The 19,085-nt window shown below is 59.4% G+C and carries 9 protein-coding genes, 2 rRNA genes and 1 pseudogene (1 of these 12 cut by a window edge); 5 read left to right on the forward strand and 7 right to left on the reverse strand.

Annotated elements, in window-relative coordinates; translation table 11 throughout:
- Positions 1-12: 12 nt before the first annotated feature.
- Positions 13-1,551, reverse strand: a complete 1,539-nt coding sequence (locus tag AC1MEA_RS04100; protein WP_480916834.1) for a CoA-acylating methylmalonate-semialdehyde dehydrogenase — start codon at positions 1,549-1,551, stop codon at positions 13-15.
- Between the two features lie 63 nt (positions 1,552-1,614).
- Positions 1,615-2,943, reverse strand: a pseudogene (locus tag AC1MEA_RS04105) (MFS transporter).
- 180 nt (positions 2,944-3,123) lie between these two features.
- Here AC1MEA_RS04105 and AC1MEA_RS04110 point away from each other — a divergent pair.
- The 5 genes from AC1MEA_RS04110 to AC1MEA_RS04130 all read left to right on the forward strand — a co-directional run bounded on the left by AC1MEA_RS04110 (position 3,124) and on the right by AC1MEA_RS04130 (position 8,747).
- Positions 3,124-4,086, forward strand: coding sequence for a LysR family transcriptional regulator (locus AC1MEA_RS04110; protein WP_449634897.1), 963 nt, complete (start codon positions 3,124-3,126; stop codon positions 4,084-4,086).
- A gap of 290 nt (positions 4,087-4,376) precedes the next feature.
- Positions 4,377-5,228, forward strand: a complete 852-nt coding sequence (locus AC1MEA_RS04115; RefSeq protein ID WP_480916835.1) for a sugar phosphate isomerase/epimerase family protein — start codon at positions 4,377-4,379, stop codon at positions 5,226-5,228.
- A 15-nt stretch (positions 5,229-5,243) separates the two neighbouring features.
- Positions 5,244-6,311: an isopenicillin N synthase family dioxygenase gene (locus tag AC1MEA_RS04120; protein WP_480916836.1), complete on the forward strand. Its 1,068-nt coding sequence runs from the start codon at positions 5,244-5,246 to the stop codon at positions 6,309-6,311.
- A gap of 63 nt (positions 6,312-6,374) precedes the next feature.
- Positions 6,375-7,178, forward strand: coding sequence for an ABC transporter substrate-binding protein (locus tag AC1MEA_RS04125; RefSeq protein ID WP_480916838.1), 804 nt, complete (start codon positions 6,375-6,377; stop codon positions 7,176-7,178).
- A 54-nt stretch (positions 7,179-7,232) separates the two neighbouring features.
- Entirely contained in the window at positions 7,233-8,747 is a 1,515-nt protein-coding gene (locus AC1MEA_RS04130) for an amino acid ABC transporter permease/ATP-binding protein (RefSeq protein WP_480916840.1), read from the forward strand.
- Here AC1MEA_RS04130 and recD read toward each other — a convergent pair.
- From recD to AC1MEA_RS04155, 5 genes are all read right to left on the reverse strand, one after another.
- A complete protein-coding gene (gene recD / locus AC1MEA_RS04135; protein ID WP_480916842.1) occupies positions 8,742-10,841 on the reverse strand; it encodes an exodeoxyribonuclease V subunit alpha in 2,100 nt (699 codons plus the stop codon). The two genes, AC1MEA_RS04130 and recD, sit on opposite strands and share 6 nt — an antisense overlap.
- A complete protein-coding gene (gene recB / locus AC1MEA_RS04140; RefSeq protein WP_480916844.1) occupies positions 10,838-14,563 on the reverse strand; it encodes an exodeoxyribonuclease V subunit beta in 3,726 nt (1,241 codons plus the stop codon). The genes recD and recB overlap by 4 nt, the downstream gene beginning before the upstream one ends.
- A complete protein-coding gene (recC, locus tag AC1MEA_RS04145; RefSeq protein WP_480916846.1) occupies positions 14,560-18,045 on the reverse strand; it encodes an exodeoxyribonuclease V subunit gamma in 3,486 nt (1,161 codons plus the stop codon). The genes recB and recC overlap by 4 nt, the downstream gene beginning before the upstream one ends.
- Before the next feature lie 177 nt (positions 18,046-18,222).
- Positions 18,223-18,338 (reverse strand): 5S ribosomal RNA (rrf, locus tag AC1MEA_RS04150).
- Positions 18,339-18,480: 142 nt separating this feature from the next.
- Positions 18,481-19,085: ribosomal RNA gene (locus AC1MEA_RS04155) — 23S ribosomal RNA — on the reverse strand; it runs 2,286 nt beyond the window's last position.

Here is a 19,085-nt window from a genome sequence, read left to right on the forward strand (position 1 = left end):
CTGTCAGGCGACTTAGCGCAGGTTAATCGTGGTGTTTACGCCATCGTTCACGCTGTCATCGTCGAACCAGCGGCTGGTGACGGTTTTGGTCTGAGTGTAGAACTGCACGACTTGCTTGCCGTACGGACCCAGATCACCGAGTTTCGAACCACGCGAGCCGGTGAAGCTGAAGGATGGGACAGGCACCGGGATCGGAATGTTGATACCCACTTGGCCGACATCAATCTCACTCTGGAACTTGCGCGCCGCCGCCCCGCTTTGGGTAAACAGGCCTGTGCCGTTGCCGTACGGGTTGGCGTTGACCAGGGCAATCGCCTGATCGAGGGTGTCGACTTCCATCACGACCAGTACCGGGCCGAAGATTTCCTGGGTGTAGATCTGCATCTCGGTGGTCACACCCGAGAACAAGGTCGGGCCGATGAAGTTGCCGTCTTCGAATCCTGGCACCGAGACGTTGCGCCCATCCAGCTCCAGCTTGGCGCCTTCGCGAACACCGCTTTCGATCAGGCCCAACACACGTTCCTTGGCCCGTTTTGAAATCACCGGACCGACATCAGTGCCCGCTTCGCTACCGGCGTTGACCTTGAGTTTCTGCGCCAGAGCCTTGAGGTCTGGCAGCCATTGTTTTGCCGCGCCCACCAACACCACCACAGACGTCGCCATACAGCGCTGACCGGCGGCACCGAAGCCGGCACCGACCAATGCATTCAGGGTCTGCTCGCGATTGGCATCGGGCAGCACCACGGCGTGGTTTTTCGCGCCCATCATTGATTGCACGCGTTTGCCGTGCTGACCAGCAAGGTTATAAACGTGAGTACCCACTGCGGTCGAACCGACGAAGGACACGGCCTTGATGTCTTTGTGGGTACAGATCCCGTCCACGACCTGCTTGCCGCCGTGAACCACGTTAAGCACACCGGCTGGAACGCCCGCCTCGACGGCAAGTTCCACCAACAGCATGGTCGACATCGGGTCTTGCTCGGACGGTTTGAGGACGAAGGTATTACCGCAGGCGATGGCCATCGGGAACATCCACAGTGGAATCATTGCCGGAAAGTTGAAAGGCGTGATCCCGGCGCAGACGCCGATCGGTTGACGCAGGGTGTAGGTATCTACACCACCTGCGACGTTTTCAGAGAATTCGCCCATCTGCAAAGTCCCGATGGAGCACGCGTGTTCGACCACTTCCAGACCACGGAAGATGTCGCCTTCCGCATCGGCGATGGTCTTGCCCTGTTCTGCACTCAGCACCACTGCGATGCGTTTCGAGTGTTCGCGGATCAACGCCTGGAGCTTGAGCATGATGCGCATCCGTGCGCCTACCGGAGTGAGGCGCCAGGTCTTGAAGGCTTGCTCGGCGGCGGCGACCGCAGCATTCAATTCAGACTCGGTGGCGAAGGGAACTTGCGCCAGCACTTCCTGAGTTGCCGGGTTAACGATGTCGTGCCATTCGTTGGTCTGCGAATCGACCCATTCACCACCGATCAGCAGTTTGACGCGGGCCACGGCGGTGTCGTTTTTATTGATGGAAGGATTGAGCGAAGCGTTCATTGGAGTTCTCCTGGATTCGAGCGGCCCGATGCGGGCGGCAAAAAAAGTCAAAGCAAACGGCGGCTATAAGGTTCTGCGCCGTGCCGGGTCAGGTTTCATCAGGGCGGTGCAGAACAACGCCACCACGCCCATGCCGATCAGATAAACGATGACGTAATGAGGGCTACCATCAGCGTAGGCCAACAATTTGGTGGCGATCATTGGCGCGAAACCGCCCCCCAGTACGCCGGCCAGTTGCACCGACACCGAGATACCGCTGTAACGAATTTCTGCCGGGAATTGCCGGGCGAACAACAGCGATTCAGGCGCATACAGAATCGGAAACACCACGCCGACCGCCAGTACCATGGCCCACCAGACCAGCAGCGGCTCGCGGGTTTCGAGCATGGCGAAGAACGGGTAGACGAATGCGCAAAGCAGCAACAGCCCGGCGAAGTACAAGCGACGTTGCCCAACCTTGTCGGACAGGTGCCCGCACAGTGGCATGGTGATCAGTGACAGGGCCGCGCCAGCAGTGATGGCGTTAAGCACGTCGCCACGCGGGATCTGCAACTGGTTGGCCGCGTAGGCCAGGGCGAACGTCACCGACATATAGAACCAGGCGTTTTCTGCCGTGCGGGCGCCGATGATGGTCAGGGTTTCGCGCGGATGATTGCGCAGCACCTGAAACAGCGGGATTTTGACCGCAATGTTCTGCTTTTTCATTTTTTCGAAGTCCGGTGATTCCGGAACTTTCAGACGAATCACCCAGCCGACGCCGAGCAGCACGATGCTGGCGATGAACGGCAGGCGCCAACCCCAACTGAGCATGTCCGCTTCGGGCAATTTGGCAACCAGGCCCATGGCCAGCGATGCCAACACCAGACCGGCACCCACACCGGTTTGCGGCAAGCTACCGTAAAAGCCTTTCTTGCCTTCGGGTGCATGTTCAACGGCCATCAACACCGCCCCGCCCCACTCGCCGCCAACCGCCATGCCCTGGAGGAAGCGCATGACCACCAGAATCAACGCGGCCCATTAGCCGATCTGATCATAGGTGGGGATCAGGCCGATGATGATGGTCGGTATCCCCATCATCAGCAGCGTCAGCAACAGCATCGACTTACGCCCGATACGGTCACCGAAGTGGCCGAAAATCACACCGCCCAATGGCCGGCCGAGAAAGCCCACGGCATAGGTAGCGAAGGCTGCCAACACGCCGGTGATCGGGTCCAGGGCGGGAAAGAAAATCTTGTTGAAGATGAGCGCGGCAGCCGTGCCGTAGAGGAAAAAGTCGTACCACTCGATGGTCGTACCGGCCATGCTCGCCATACCGGCAAGCCGATAGGGTTTGGCCTTTTTCGCAGGGTTGGCACCGAGTGCGCCAGCGTCCGCCGTTGTAGCGTTCTTCATAAACTCCTCCGCTTATTATTTTTGTGCAGGGTGTTATGGCATGTGGGTGTTGCCTGGGATGTGGCTCGCGACCTTGCGGGTCTTGCTCCTGAACCGCTGATCAAGAAGTTGGTCATGGGCGTGTTTTGGAGTATAGATGTGCAAACTTCTAATAAGAACGCTCATAAAAGCCGGATCAATATGCAAAAAAACATCACCTCCTTGAACCTCCTCAATTGGGACGACCTGAAGTTTTTCCTTGAGGTCGCCCGCACCCGCAAAGCCAGCACCGCGGCCAAGCGCCTGGCGGTGGACTACACGACGGTGTCCCGACGGATCAATTCGCTGGAAGGATCGTTGGGAACATTACTGTTCGAGAAATCGCGCACTACCGGTTTTATCCTGACGCCCGAAGGCCAGCGCTTGCTCGGTTATGCCGAGTCGATCGAAAGCACGCTGCACCTGGCCTGTGAGCAGGTGTCCGGGTCGGGAGTGGCCTTGTCCGGCCATGTACGCATGGGTTGCACCGAAGGGTTTGGCAGCTTTTTCATCACACCACAGCTGACGCACTTTCTCGACGCTTACCCGGCTATTTCGGTGGATATCCTGCCGCTGCCGCACTTCATCAGCCTGTCCAAGCGCGAAGCCGACATCGTCATTGCCCTGGAGCGCCCCGAACATGGGCCGTATGTCTGCTGCAAGTTGTGCGACTACAGCCTGCGGCTATACGCCACCCAGGAATACCTCGACCGCCATCCACCGATCCGGCGCAGCGCGGACCTGGCTGACCATCAGTTCATCAGTTACGTCGACGACCTGGCCTTCAGCTCGGAGCTGCTTTATCTAAGCAACCTACTCCCTGGCGCCAACGCGCATCTGCGCAGCACAAGCGTCATTGCCCAGTACGTAGCGGCGCTGCAGGGCCGGTCACTGGCGATCCTGCCGTGCTTCCTGGCAGCACAAGACCCGCGCTTGCTGCCGGTGCTGGAGAGCGAAGTGAAGATCACAAGACAGTTCTGGATGTACTGCCGCGAAGACCTGCGCAAGCTCAAGCGGATTACCTTGTTGTGGGATTACATCCGGACGGTGACCGAGAAAAACAGCCAGCTTTTGCTGGGTGAAACGAAGGAAATGTTGTTTGCGGATCAGCCGGATGAACAGTAACCCCATGTAGGAGCGGGCTTGCCCGCGATAAGCCCGGGTCGCGGTCGATCGCGGGCAAGCCCACTCCTACAGTTGGTCTGTGTCCAGATAGTTTAGAAATCTCTGAACTATGGATTTGAGCTTTCCTATTCTTCCCGCGCCCGCGCCGCCCCTAAGATCTATCCCACCAAGGGACCGGATACCCAGAGATTCGGCCCAAAGATTACCCCTTCGCTACTGCCCATCGTTGCCGACCCGGCTTATGCCGTCGTCGCGCTGTGCCGTAGCCCGAGGAATCTTTGAGGTCGTCGATGAAACTGGATATTTTCCGCACACTCTGGGGCTATACCGCGAGCAAAACCCAGGCGCTGGAAGAGCTGCTGGACGCTGGTTTCGACGGTATGGAAGCGCGTCTGCCGCTGGAAGCCAGCGAGCGTGCAGAATTCTCGGCGTTTCTAAGGGCCAACCAACTCGGCTATATCAGCACCGTTTTCACCGCCTACAACGTCTTGCCCGAGCAGGCTGCACCGGTCGCTGAACACCTGGTCGACCTGGACAAAAAACTCGCCTGGGCCGCCGAACTGTCGCCGCGCTTCGTCAATGTGCTCGCCGGCAACGACCGCTGGCAGTTGCCGCAGCAGGTCGACTTTTTCGGTCAGGCGCTGGAGCTGGCACGCAAACACGGTCAAGTGTGCAGCTTCGAAACCCATCGCTCGCGCTCGTTGTTCAATCCATGGATCACCCTTGAACTGATCCGCCAACTGCCTGATCTGTTGTTCACCAGCGACATCAGCCATTGGATCGTTACCTGCGAGCGCCTGCTCAACGACCCAGAAGACGACCTCCGCACGTTCGTCGATCGCGTGCATCACATTCAAGCCCGGGTCGGCTATGACCAGGGCCCACAGGTTCCGCACCCGGCCGCGCCGGAATACGCCAAAGAGCTGGCCTTCCATCAGCAGCATTGGGAAGCGATCTGGCGTTCGCAAAAAAAACGTGGCTATCCGGTCAGTACCTTGACCCCGGAATTCGGCGCCGACGGTTACTTGCATCACCTGCCCTTCACCAACGTACCCGTGGCCGATCTGTGGTCGCTGAACGTGTGGATGGGCCAGACCGAGCGCGAGCACTTCCAGCGTTTCACTCAATCGACTTGTCTTTGAAGGAGCGTTTTCGTTATGCCTGATCTCTCCCAAACCACGGCACCCTGGGTCGCGGCCAACTTCAGCAGCATTCCCGTGGTGGACATTGCCGGATTGTTCAGCGCCGACCTCGCCCAGCGTCAGGCCGTCGCCGCAGCGCTAGGTGCCGCCGCCCGCGAGGTCGGTTTCCTGTACATCAAGAACCACGGCATCGACGCGCAACTGATCACCGGCCTGTATCAAGCGGCCAAGGATTTTTTCGACCAGCCCTTCAACACCAAGATGCAGCACTACATTGGCACCTCAAAGACCCATAAAGGCTTCGTGCCCGAAGGTGAAGAGGTTTACGCCAAGGGCAAGCCCGACCATAAAGAAGCCTTCGACATCGGCTTCGAAGTACCCGCCGATGACCCGTTGGTGCTGGCCAATACGCCGCTGCTGGGGCCCAACGAGTGGCCGCTGCTGCCCGGTTTCAAAGCGTCGGTGCAAGCCTATTACGCCGCAATTTTCGCGCTCGGCCGCAGGCTGTTCGGGGGCTTCGCCCTGGCATTGGGCCTGGAAGAAGACTACTTCGACGCGATGGTCACGCGCCCACCGTCCAAGCTGCGGCTGATCCATTACCCGTTCGACGACGCCGCGCAGGACGCGCCCGGTATTGGTGCGCACACCGATTACGAGTGCTTCACAATATTGCTTGCCGACAAGCCGGGTCTGGAAGTCATGAACGATCAGGGCCTGTGGATTGATGCGCCGCCCATTGAGGGCGCCTTTGTGGTCAACATCGGCGACATGCTCGAGGTCATGACCGCTGGTACGTTCGTTGCTACGGCTCATCGTGTCAGAACGGTAAGTGAGGAGCGTTACGCCTTCCCGCTGTTCTACGCCTGCGACTTCCACACCCAGATCAAGCCGCTGCCCAGCTTCGCTCAGGCCGGCAAAGACTACGAGGAAATCGCCATCGGTGAACACATGTTCGGCCAGGCCCTGCAGACCTACCAATACCTACGCAAACGGGTAGAAAACGGCGAGATAGCACTGCCGGAAAAAGCCCGCAAACCGTCGAGCTTCGGGCACCTGAAAAACCAGACCCCGGACGCTCCCTGAATGCAGTCCTGTCACGATCCCGTTAACCCATGTCGCCTTTTTTCTACTGTGGAGTCACCGACGATGCGCAACAAAAACAACACCGCTGTCCGCTTGACCGTGCTTGCCGCCGCTGTGTTTGGCGCCACGCTGGCCCACGCCGCTACAACGGTGACGCCGGGGCAGTTCAAGGTCGGCATGGAGATTACTTACCCGCCGTTCGAATCCTATGACAAGGACAAGAATGTGGTCGGCTCCGACCCCGAGCTGTCCCAACTGCTGGCCAGGCACATGGACCTCAAGACCGAATTCGTCGACACCAAGTTTCCGAGCCTGATCCTCGGCCTCAACTCGGGCCACTACGATGCGATTATTTCCGGGATGTACATCACCCCTGAGCGCCAAACCCAGGCCCAGACCATCCCCTATGCCAAAACCGGCGCTGCGATCATGGTGCTCAAGGACAGCCCGCTGAAACCGAAAACCCCGGAAGACCTGTGCGGCCTGAAAGTCGGCCTGGAAAAAGGCACGACCTGGGTGGCGCAGTTCAACAAGCTGTCCACTGACTACTGTGTGCCGAACAATAAAGGCGCTATCGCGGTCAGCGAATTTCCGTCAGCACCGGAAGTGACCCAGGCGCTGCTGTCCGGCAACGTCCAGACCCAGGTTGAAATCGATGGCGCGGCCGGCATGATCGCCGAGCGCACCAAAGGCCGTGTGGTGGTCAGCACCGAGCATTCCATCTATCAACAAACCCTGGGCATCTTCGTCAAAAAAGGTAACGAAGCGCTGTATCAGGCGTTGCTTAAAGCCTTCGACGACAGCAAGAAAAGCGGCGAATACGCGACCCTGCTGAAGAAATACAACCTAGAAGAACCCACCCACTGATTTTTTCCCGTTTGACCTGCCGGCCCCCTGCGAGGCCGGCAGCTTGAGGTGTACATGCAATTTGAATGGTCGTACTTTTTTTCTCTGTTCTCCGTGTCGGATTTCTGGGAAGCCTGCATCACGGTGATCGAACTCAGTGCCCTGGCCTGGTTCATCGGCATGCTGCTCGGTTTTCTGCTGGCCTCGGCCAAACTCTCGACCTCACGCTGGCTGAGTGTGCCCGCGTCGATTTATATCTGGTTCTTTCGCAGCATCCCGCTGCTGGTGTTGGTGGTGTTCGTCTACAACCTGCCCCAACTGTTTCCGTTCACCCGCGAAGTGTTGTCCAACCCCTTCTATTCCGGCTTGTTCGCCTTGGTGGTAACCGAAGCGGCGTACATGGCGGAGATTCATCGCGGCGGCCTGATTTCAGTCGCCAAAGGGCAGAAGGAAGCCGGGCGGGCACTGGGTATCGGTCTGATAGGCATGCAACGGCTGATCGTGATCCCGCAAGCTTTCCGGATTTCCCTGCCAACCTTGATCAACGAATACATCACCGTGGTCAAACTGACGTCACTGGTCTCGGTCATCTCGCTGACCGAGCTGCTGACCGTCGGCCAGCGCCTCTACGCGCAGAACTTTCTGGTGATGGAAACCCTGTCAGCCGTGGCGGTGTACTACGTGTTGATCGTCAGCTTGTTCGGCTGGTTACTGCAGCGTCTTGAGCAACATCTGGAGTTGAACAATCGCACGCCGCAAACCCTCGATACGGCTGGCGTTGCCCAATTACGCGCCAGCCTGATACCGACATCCAGCGTCGTCCGCACGCAAAACGGCATCGGTGCCGCGCCCGCGCTACAGCTGCATAACATCCACAAAAGTTATGGCCAGCATGACGTGCTCAAAGGCATCGATCTGGACGTGAACGCCGGCCAGGTGATTTCCATCATCGGCCCGTCCGGCTCGGGCAAGACCTCACTGATCCGCACCATCAACAGCCTGGAAAGTATTGATCAGGGCGAGATCATTCTGTTCGGCGAAAGCTTCATCCATGCCGGTGACAACCTCAACAGTGCTCAGGTCCGCTACGGCGTGCAACGCATCGGCATGGTTTTCCAGAGTTTCAACCTGTTCCCGCACCGCACCATCGTCGACAACATCACCCTCGCACCGATCTACCACGGCCGCGAACAGCAACCGAGCGAACAACGCGCCTATGCGCTCCTGGACAAAGTCGGCCTGCTGGCCCACGCCCACAAATACCCGCATCAGCTGTCTGGCGGTCAGCAACAGCGCGTCGCCATTGCTCGCGCCCTGGCGATGGACCCACAGATCATGCTGTTCGACGAACCCACCTCCGCCCTGGATCCAGAGTTGGTGGGCGACGTGCTGAACGTGATTCGCGACCTGGCCAAAGAGGGCATGACCATGCTCATCGTCACCCACGAAATGGACTTTGCCCTGTCGATTTCCGACCGTGTCATTTTCATGGAGGACGGGCTCATCCAGGTCGACGCCACGCCCCAAGTGATCAGGGCGCATGACGCGGGTGAGCGGGTCAGGCGGTTTATGGGGTTACATCCGCTATAACCCCAGCATCAAGCCGCTCAGGCGCTTGACCTTGCGCCTGAGCGCCTCGTCGAAAATACCCTGGCGCGGCTCGATCAGGCTGAACCAGTGCTTGGCCCGCGTGATGCCGGTGTAGATCAGCTCTTTGGTCAGCACCGGATTCAAGGATTCAGGCAGGATCAGCGCGGTGTGGGCGAACTCCGAGCCTTGGGATTTGTGTACGGTCATCGCGTACACGGTTTCAACGTCGTTGAGCCGGCTGGGCAGCACAAACCGTACGCCGCCGTTGCCGTCATTGCGCGGAAACGCGACACGCAGCACCTGGCGTCCCGCCTCTGGCCCGCTGCGTTCGGGCAAGCGCAGGGCGATGCCGATGTCGCCGTTCATCAAGCCCAACCCGTAATCGTTGCGCGTCATCAGTACCGGACGACCTTCATACCAGTGCTGATCGCTTTCGATCAGGTTCGCGTTGAACAGCGCCTGAGTGATCCGTTGATTCAGCCCTTCAACACCCCACGGGCCTTTTCGCACGGCACACAGCAACTGGAACGAATCAAACGCTTCCAGCACCGAACGCGCCCAGAGTGTCCAGCATGGGTCTTCAAGCGCGGCCCCTTCGGCAGGACGCTGATCGGCCAGCACACCCAGATAATGCCGATAACCTTGCGGGCCTTCGGTGCCCTGCCCCAACCCCTCTAGCAGCAAGCGCTCCAGAGAGCGGTCCTGTTCACCCTTGAGCGCAAGTGAAAACAGGTCGCTGTGGCTGCGCGCGGCAAGCAATGCCCGTGCGTCTTCGGCCTGTTGTTGATTGACCAGCCGGGCCAATTGGCCGATACCGCTGCCCTGCACGAAACGCCGGGAATGGCGCAGCATCACCACTTGTTGGGCCAACGGGAACTGCATTGCGTCACCTTGCTGCAATCCGCCTTTGCCCAGGTCTTCGCCGCTGACCGCTTGCAGCCAGGCCTGGGTTTGCGGGCTGTAGAGGCCCGCTTCGGCATCGCGACACAAATCACCCAGCACCGCGCCAGCTTCCACCGAGGCCAACTGATCTTTGTCCCCGAGCAAAATCAGGCGTGCATGAGCCGGCAACGCAGCCAGTAGATTGGCCATCATTTCCAGGTCAATCATGGAAGCTTCATCGACCACCAACACGTCCAGCGGCAGCGGATTACCTGCGTGATGGCGGAAATGACGGGTGCCCGGACGGCTGCCCAGCAGACGGTGCACGGTGGTCACGTCGCTGGGGATTTTTTGCCGCACGTTTTCAGCCACTTCAAGGGACTGCACTTGATGACTGATGGACTCGGTCAACCGCGCAGCCGCTTTACCGGTGGGTGCCGCCAGACGAATGCGCAACGGCTGGCCACTCTCCACGGCAGGCGCCTGCAACAACGCCAACAGCCGCACCACCGTCGTGGTTTTACCGGTACCAGGGCCACCCGTGATGATGCTGAAAGCCCCGCGTGTCGCCAGCGCGCACGCCAGTTTTTGCCAGTCGATCAGCGCATCGGGGGCCGGATTGGCCTTGCCGAATAACGCATCGAGTCGTTGCGCCAAATCTGTGGGCGCGGCTTCCTGTTGCGCCAGACGCTGACGCAATGCGGCGGCGATACGTCTTTCGTAGTGCCAGTAACGGCGTAAATACAGACGCCGACCCGACAGCACCAATGGCTTGTGCGCCGCAGCATCGCTGTGATCATCGGCCTGCGCCACCAAGGCACTACCAGCCAACGCCTGACACCAGGCGCCACCGTCCAGCGCCACCAGCAATTGCGAGGGCAGCAACATCGGGCCAGCCTGCACATCGCCCTCAGGTGGGAGCGACAGGGCGAAGTCCGGCTCTTTCAATGTTTCATACAGGTCCAGGCAGACATGCCCATGACCCAGTTGATGGCTGGTCAACGCCGCCGCCAGCAGCACCAGCGAATCCGCCTGCGGGTCCAGCTCGCTGAGGAACGCGACAAAGGCCCGATCCAGCGCCCGCAGCCAGCCACGCTCGACCCAACGCTCGAGCAACAGCAGCAGGTCGTCGACACGACTCAGTGGCGTCAACTCGGCCAGGCTTTGTGCATCCAACGGTGTGGGCAACAGTTCAGCGAATGAACGACTCATGCGGACTCTCCTGACAGCACATCTTCCTGGGGCAATGACTTGCCTTGAAACAGTAGATCAAGACGCTCGATCAGCTCACGCGGCGGACGGGTGAAGTAAGCACCTTGACTCGGCGCACGGGTGCCGCGCAGGAACAGGTACAGCGCGCCGCCCATGTGCCGGTCGTAATCGTAGTCAGCCAGACGCGCCTTGAGCTGGCGGTGCAGGGCCAACAGATACAGCACGTATTGCAGGTCGTAACGGTTGTCCAGAATCGAGGCGGTCATCGCTTGCTCGGTGTAAGCCTCTTCATCAACGCCCAGCCAGTTGGACTTGTAGTCAGCCACGTAATAACGGCCCTGGTGCTCGAACGTCAGGTCGATAAACCCTTTGAACATGCCATTGAGCGACGCAGCTTCCGCCGGAGCTCGCGGCGCGCCGTCATGGGTGTAACGCCGAACCAGCGTATCCATCCGTGCCACGTCGACCTTGTGACAGGCAAACCAGAATTCCATTTCGACCTGATACTGACCCAACTGCCCCAGCGACATAGGCTGATCATCCGCCGCCAGACGCAACGGCAGATTGAGCAGGTGCGTCATCCAGTCAGTGAGCGTCGGAATCCAGCCTTGCCAGCCACGCCGATTGCAGCGGCTGCCGATGGCTTTTTCCAGTTTGACCGGGTCGGCTGCCGCTGCGGCAAAACCTTCACGCCCGGCCCATTCCAGCAAGCCATGCAAAAAGGTCCCAGGATTAGGCCCGCGCGGAAACCGATGGATGTCGCCACCACTGACCAGCACCTCGCGGGGTGCGTCGGGATCGAGTCGTTCGTCGTCGAACAGTTTTTGCGCCTGCGGGCTGTCCGGGGATTCGTCGCTGCCTGCGGTGAGTGTGTCGCCAATACGCAAGGCGCTGTAAGAGGCAATCCACCAGTTTTCGGCGGCGCGGCGTTTTGGCAGGCGTGGTTTAAGCAATACGGCTTCGTTGCGCGGCGGACTGAATGAGGCGGTGGTCGGCTCGGGCAGGGCTTCGACGTTGACGGCCGTGCAGTCGGCTTTTAGGTGTTGCAGCCATTGGCTCAGCCCCGCGGATTCGGTCAGCGGCGCCCCGCCACCCAGCAGATAGCCCAGCGCAGAGCGGTGCAGTATTGAGCTGTTGGCGTTGCCGCGTTTGAGGTCCGCCACGCCCAACCAGCAGATGGACTCTGCCCGTGTGAGGGCGACGTAGAGCAGGCGTAAATCTTCTGCGAGACGTTCGTTATCCGCTTGTTCGATCAAGGCTGCCGTGGGCTTGAGACTGATCTGTGCCCTTCCGTCCGCATCATGAAAATGCAACGGCAAGCGGCTGCCATCCACCGGTTTTGAGGAGCAGATGAACGGCAGGAACACCAATGGGTATTGCAGGCCTTTGGACTTGTGGATGGTCACCACTTTGACCAGTTGTTCATCGCTTTCCAGGCGCAGGATCTGTTCTTCACCCGCCTGACCGGACAACGCCAGATGCTCGCCTAGATGGCGAATCAGCGCTTGTTCGCCGTCCAGTTCGGCAGCGGCTTGTTGCAGCAGTTCAGACAGGTGCAGCAAGTTGGTCAGCACGCGCTCGCCGTCGTTGCGGCTGATCAGCGCCTGCGGCAATTGGAAGTCGTGCAGCAAGCGCCGCAGCATCGGCAGCACGCCCTGGCTGCGCCAGATTGCACGATAACCGCGGAACTGCATGACGCGCGCTTCCCACGCCAATTCGTCCTGATTCAGACGCTCAAGCTCGGCCAGTGACAGGTTCAGAGTGATGCAGGCCAAGGCGGCGCGCAGGGTGCGCTCCGAATCCGGTTCGGCGCAGGCTTTGAGCCAGCTCAGCACGTCGTGGGCTTCCTGGGCGGCGAACACCGAATCCTTGTCCGACAGATAAACACTGCGCACACCACGGGCCGACAGCTCGCCGCGCACGGCCTGCGCCTCTTTACCGTCCCGCACCAGGATCGCGATATCGGCGGGCAGTAAACCGCACAGCGCTTTACCCGGCAGAACGAACCCGGTGTGACCTTGCTGGCCTTCATTGAGCAGGCGCACAATTTCGCTGGCGCAACTGGCGGCCAGCTGTTGTCGATAGGTCGCACCGGAGACCGGCTGATCGCTTTCCAGCTGCCAGACATTCAGCGCAGCGGGCGCTTGGCCATTAACCTGAAACAGCGCTTTGCGCCCTTGGGATTTGGCAGGTCCGAACGGCACCTGATTGTCATCGCCGTCACGGAACAGGAAGGCGCCGCGCCCTTGCTCACGTTGCTCGGCGCGCCCGAATACATGATTGACGGCCTCGACCATGGCGTGGCTGGAGCGAAAGTTTTTATCCAACGTGTGCCAGCGCCCAGTGGTGGCCGAGCGCGCGCGCAGGTAGGTGTAGATGTCAGCGCCACGGAACGCGTAGATCGCCTGCTTGGGATCGCCTATGAGGAAGAGGCCGGTCTCGCGGCTGTTCTCTTCGAGTCGGTAGATGCGCTCGAAAATCCGGTACTGCACGGGGTCGGTGTCCTGGAACTCATCGATCAGCGCCACGGGGAACTGTTCACGAATCAAGGTCGCCAGACGCTCGCCCCCAGCGCTGCCCAATGCCGCATCGAGCCTGAGCAGCATGTCATCGAAACCCATCTCTGCTCGCCGACGTTTCTCTTCTTCGAAGCGCGCGCCCACCCATTGCGCGGCGTGTTCAAGCACGGCAGCATCGGGCGTGGGTAAGGTGTCGAGACTGGCCTTGAGTTCGAGCATCGCGTCGAGCGCCGGGTGCGATGGTGCGTCGCCCTTCCACGCTTCGGCAAAGCCATCGGGCGTAAGGCGAGTGAAGCCAGTGCCCAGATCGAGTTCTTCCTGATCCTCGTCCGTCGCCCACGCGGTGAGTTTTTCGAACCAGGGTTTGAAATAGCGCTCCTGCATCTTGCGCCCATCGACGGCCTTGCGCGTAACCGCGTCAATACACATCACCTGCAGCTCGGCAGCCCAATCGACCCAAGGGGCTTTCAGGGCCTGCAACGCTTCGCGACGTTGCTGCAATGTCGCCGCGATCAGCTCGGCAGGCTCTTGGGTTGTATTGCCTCTATCGCCGTCGCTGGCGTTACCGAACAGGGCCCGGACCCTCGGCAGCAATGCCGCCGGGCTGCCCCAATGGGCGCGCACCCACTGCAGCGCATCACCGTTCATGGGGTAACAAAACCGCCGCCAGTAATCGCGAAGCACTTCACTGAGCAATTCGCTGTGATCGGTTTCCAGGGTTTGGGTGAACAGGCTGCCACTGTCGAAGGCGTGCTCGCGTAGCATGCGCTGACACCAACTGTGGATAGTCGACACCGCAGCCTCATCCATCCACTGCGCGGCAATATCCAGGCGATTGGCGCACGCAGGCCATTGCTCGGCGCTGTACTGATCGCGTAACTCAGCGATCAGATCATCGGGTGCAGCCATCTCATCACGAAAGAACCGTGCAGCTTCCGCCAACCGAGTGCGAATACGGTCGCGCAGTTCTTTGGTGGCTGCATCGGTGAAGGTCACCACCAGGATTTGCGGCGGCAGTAACTCGCGGCCGAAACCCGATTCGCCGCCATGGCCGAGGACCAGGCGCAGGTACAACGCAGAAATGGTGAAGGTCTTGCCGGTGCCGGCGCTGGCCTCGATCAGTTGGCTGCCGTGAAGGGGGAAGCGCAGGGCCAGGGATGCTGTCTGTTGTTGAGTCGGCTGTTCTGTTTGATTGAGGTTCATGCGCTGGCCTCCGCCGTGGACAGGGATTGCCAAGGGGCTTCAAACAGCGGTCGATACAACGCGTCACACCAACCCACAAATTCTTCGCTGTCGATCAGTGCAGCAAAATCCGGGAACTGACGGGCCAACGCCGTGCTTTCACGACGCTCACCATTGGTGGTCTGGCCATCACCTTCATACGCCTTGCAGGCTGCTGCCTCTGCCTTCGCTTCGTCACTCTGGCCGAGCCAGGCAAACGCGGTTTTTACGGCCACGGGCAGTGGTCGCTGCATTCCGGTTTGCCAGGCCATCAACAGATGATTAAGCGCTATCGCTGCGGCGTCTTTTTCCAGCGGGTCCAGCAACAGGGTTTCATCGCTGGCGACCAACGCCGTGCTCAACGGTAGACCACAAGCGCAGGCCACCAAGTGAATCACCCAGGGCCGGGTCAATCGATGCCACTTGCGGGTTTTCTTCGAGCCAATGGCGTTCGGAATGGCGGTCACGGCCAACAACCCACCGCTGCTGTTTTTATGCAGCCCGCTGAGCCAGCCGTCCAGACTCACCTGCTGGTGAGCAAAGCTGACAGGCAATGCACTGTTAAGCGGTTCGGGCCACTGGCGCAGCAGGTCTTGATAACGCTGGAGCAGGTCAGGTAATGGCTCGATCAGTTCCTCTTGCAGGCTCGCGCCGAAACCGGCCATGGGCAGCAACCCACTGCCTTGCAGCCGTCGGGCCTGGGACAGCAAGGCGTCGTCGATCTGATCGGGTCGAGCCAATGCCGCTTCAAGCAGGCTTTCGCTCAGGCTGTAGCGCTCAAGGGCATCCAGCACGAAGGGTTCTTCATCCGCGAGAGGCGCTTCGGCCACTTCGAAGAAAATCTTCAAACGCTGGCTGAAGAAGTGCCGGACCGGGTTACGCAAAAAATCTTGTAGTTGCGCAAGGCTGAGCGGCTCCTCCTGCTGATGCTCGGACAGTGCAGGCGCGTCAGCCACCGGGATGTTCGACTCATGCAGCATCTGCCATTCGCGAGCGAAGCTGAAGAAACCGCTGCCGTCATGGAAATACTGTGCGCTGAACGGTTGCAAAGGGTGTTCGAGGGTCAGCTTGTGTAGCAACTGCTCCCCGGGATTACGTTTCTCCGCGTCTTCTGGCGCTACCGCACCGACCGGCTTCCAACCGCTGGCGAGATGATCGCGAAGCTGACCAATCAGCACCGACGCCGGACGCTCGCTGTTGTCGCGGATGCTGCGCCCGACCCAGCTGATGTACAGCTGATCACGTGCGGAGAGCAGCGCTTCAAGCAGTAAGTACCGGTCATCTTCACGCCGGGAGCGGTCGCCAGGACGGTAGTCGCTGCCCATCAAATCGAAGTCCAGCGGCGGCTGTGCTCGTGGGTAATCGCCATCATTCATGCCCAGCAAGCAGACCAGTTTGAAGGGGATTGCACGCATGGGCATCAGGGTGCAGAAGTTAACCGAGCCCGCCAGAAAGCGCTGCGATAAACGCCCTTGGTCAAGACCGGCCAACCAGGCTTCGCGTACGACAGTCAGGGGAAGTTCGTCGAGCAGACCTACCGATTCACAGGTGTCCAGCCAGGTTTCACGCAACTGCTCGAGTTGGCCGAGCAGGTAGTCGTCATGCTCACTGTCGGCCGCGAAGAACACTTGCACCAAGGCTTGCAGGCGCGCTCCCCACACCTGGGGCGTCGCCGGGAGCGAGAGCTCACTATGAGCGACCTGGAGGGCATCGATCAGTGAGACCAGAGGGCCAATCAGCGCGGCATCAAGCCCGCCAATTTCGTCATACGGTTCAATGCCGTCACAGGAAGCGCCCGCCCCGACGGCGTAGCCCAGCAGCATGCGACGCAGGCCAAAATGCCAACTGTTCTGCTCCAGCTCATCAGGCAAACCCAGGCCCGCGCGCTGCTTGGCGTTCAAGCCCCAACGAACACCAGCACCTTCAATCCAGCGATGCAGCGTCGCAAGGTCACGCTCTTCAACGCCAAACCGCGCACGTAGCGCCGGGACGTCCAGCAGATCAAGGATTTCACTGACCGGGAATCGACTGTCCGGGATCTTCAGCAGATGTTCGACTGCAATCAGCAGCGGTTCACGGCCGCGCTGGCCTTGGTCCGCCAGAGTGAACGGAATGAAGCGCCGATCATCACGCTCGAGCTGGCCGAACACGGCACGGATGTGCGGGGCGTAGCTATCAATGTCGGGGACCATGACGATCACATCGCGCGGGCGCAGATCCGGGTCAGCGCTGAAACGGGCGAGTAATTGATCGTGAAGGATTTCCACCTCCCGCTGCGCGCTGTGCGCTACATGGAAACGGATCGAACGGTCTTTACCAGAGTCGACCGCAGGCCACAGATCGCGGGTCTCGCTGAGTGGGCGCAGCTCGAGAATGTCGTCCTGAAGCTGGTTCAGTATCGTGCGAGGTTCGCTCTCACTGAACAGATCGATACGTCCGTCCCTGAACGCTGCCCGGTAGCTGTTGGGCTCGTCATAACTGTCCAGCAAATTGATGTAGTCACGACCTTGTTTGCCCCACGCGGCGAGCAGCGGATGTGCATGCTGGTGCAGCGCTTCGGGGTCCAGCACGACGGGCATTCCGGCTTTACGCGCCTGACGCTTATATTGATGCCGTAATAGGTCTTTATCGGCGACGATGTCCGCCCAATGGTGCCGACACGGGTTGTGCACACAGAGCAGCACCTGACTGAATTTCGCCAGACCGGCCAAGGCTTCGAGCGCTTGTGCCGGTAGCGAAGAGATGCCAAACACAATGACCCTAGAAGGCAGGCCTTCAGGTGCCTCGGTCAGGCTGTTGATGCGCTCGATAAAACGCTGGTGAACGCCTGCGCGGCTTTGCGCCATGTCTTCGACGCCGACGTCCAGCAGTAGCGCGCGCCACAACTCTGCCTGCCAGCAATTGGCCGGGGTCAGAGCCTTGCTTTCACCTCGGCCATTGCGCAATTGATGACGACCCGCCGCCCAGTCTTCGAGCCAGTCAGCCCGGTACACCTGGTATTGGTCAAACAGGTCCGCGAGCCTTTCAGAGAGCTGGTAACGCTTGCGCAGATCGGTGTCGTTAGTCAGGAAGCGTTGCAACGGTTCGAAATGTGGCTGGTCAATCAGCGCAGGAAGCAGGCGCATCAAACGCCAGGTAAGAGGGGCCTTGTCCAACAGCGAAGTCGCTGGAATTTCATCACGTCCCAACACCACTCGGTACAGCTGCCACATGAAACTGCCGGGGAGTTGCACATCCACTGCGGCTGCGATTCCGCATCCACCCTGATCGTCGTCTTGAGAGTCCTCAGCCAGAGCCAGTTTCAACCATTGAGCGATGCCGTTGCTTTGCACCAACGCAATCTCATTCTCCAGGGGCGCCAGCGGATAACGCCGCATCCAGGAAACGACAAGGCTGCGCAACTCATCCAGTCGGTTGCCATGAACCACCATGAATCCAGCACTGAGCGTTGGTGTAACCGGCATAGCTGCTTCCTTGACTGATACCGTCATCGAGTTTCGCGCAGACGGCTCATGAATTGAATGAAAAACTGATGGCAGAACCTTAAGGGCAAGCGAGCAGGATTGCCACCTGATCGGACTTTTCCCTGCGCACAAACAAAACCCCTGTCTGCATAAGCAGACAGGGGTTTCGGAATTTAATCTTGACGATGACCTACTCTCACATGGGGAAACCCCACACTACCATCGGCGATGCATCGTTTCACTGCTGAGTTCGGGATGGGATCAGGTGGTTCCAATGCTCTATGGTCGTCAAGAAATTCGGTAGCCAGACCGTTACTTACGTAACGTGCCAGCGAATGGGGATGTGATAGATTTGTGGGCTGTTGCCAATTTTCGGTTTGTGTCGTCTTCACACACCGCAATCTGCTCTTTCGACGCAAATTGCTTGGGTGTTATATGGTCAAGCCTCACGGGCAATTAGTATTGGTTAGCTCAACGCCTCACAGCGCTTACACACCCAACCTATCAACGTCGTAGTCTTCGACGGCCCTTCAGGGGACTCAAGGTCCCAGTGAGATCTCATCTTGAGGCTAGTTTCCCGCTTAGATGCTTTCAGCGGTTATCTATTCCGAACGTAGCTACCCGGCAATGCCACTGGCGTGACAACCGGAACACCAGAGGTTCGTCCACTCCGGTCCTCTCGTACTAGGAGCAGCCCCTCTCAAATCTCAAACGTCCACGGCAGATAGGGACCGAACTGTCTCACGACGTTCTAAACCCAGCTCGCGTACCACTTTAAATGGCGAACAGCCATACCCTTGGGACCGGCTTCAGCCCCAGGATGTGATGAGCCGACATCGAGGTGCCAAACACCGCCGTCGATATGAACTCTTGGGCGGTATCAGCCTGTTATCCCCGGAGTACCTTTTATCCGTTGAGCGATGGCCCTTCCATACAGAACCACCGGATCACTAAGACCTACTTTCGTACCTGCTCGACGTGTCTGTCTCGCAGTCAAGCGCGCTTTTGCCTTTATACTCTACGACCGATTTCCGACCGGT

This window comes from Pseudomonas sp. ASL8 (assembly GCF_056680355.1).

Bases quoted from the DNA above. Each gene is read 5' to 3' on its own strand.
- AC1MEA_RS04100 (WP_480916834.1), bottom strand. From the start codon at position 1,551: ATGAACGCTTCGCTCAATCCTTCCATCAATAAAAACGACACCGCCGTG.
- AC1MEA_RS04110 (WP_449634897.1), top strand. From the start codon at position 3,124: ATGCAAAAAAACATCACCTCCTTGAACCTCCTCAATTGGGACGACCTG.
- AC1MEA_RS04115 (WP_480916835.1), top strand. From the start codon at position 4,377: ATGAAACTGGATATTTTCCGCACACTCTGGGGCTATACCGCGAGCAAA.
- AC1MEA_RS04120 (WP_480916836.1), top strand. From the start codon at position 5,244: ATGCCTGATCTCTCCCAAACCACGGCACCCTGGGTCGCGGCCAACTTC.
- AC1MEA_RS04125 (WP_480916838.1), top strand. From the start codon at position 6,375: ATGCGCAACAAAAACAACACCGCTGTCCGCTTGACCGTGCTTGCCGCC.
- AC1MEA_RS04130 (WP_480916840.1), top strand. From the start codon at position 7,233: ATGCAATTTGAATGGTCGTACTTTTTTTCTCTGTTCTCCGTGTCGGAT.
- recD (WP_480916842.1), bottom strand. From the start codon at position 10,841: ATGAGTCGTTCATTCGCTGAACTGTTGCCCACACCGTTGGATGCACAA.
- recB (WP_480916844.1), bottom strand. From the start codon at position 14,563: ATGAACCTCAATCAAACAGAACAGCCGACTCAACAACAGACAGCATCC.
- recC (WP_480916846.1), bottom strand. From the start codon at position 18,045: ATGCCGGTTACACCAACGCTCAGTGCTGGATTCATGGTGGTTCATGGC.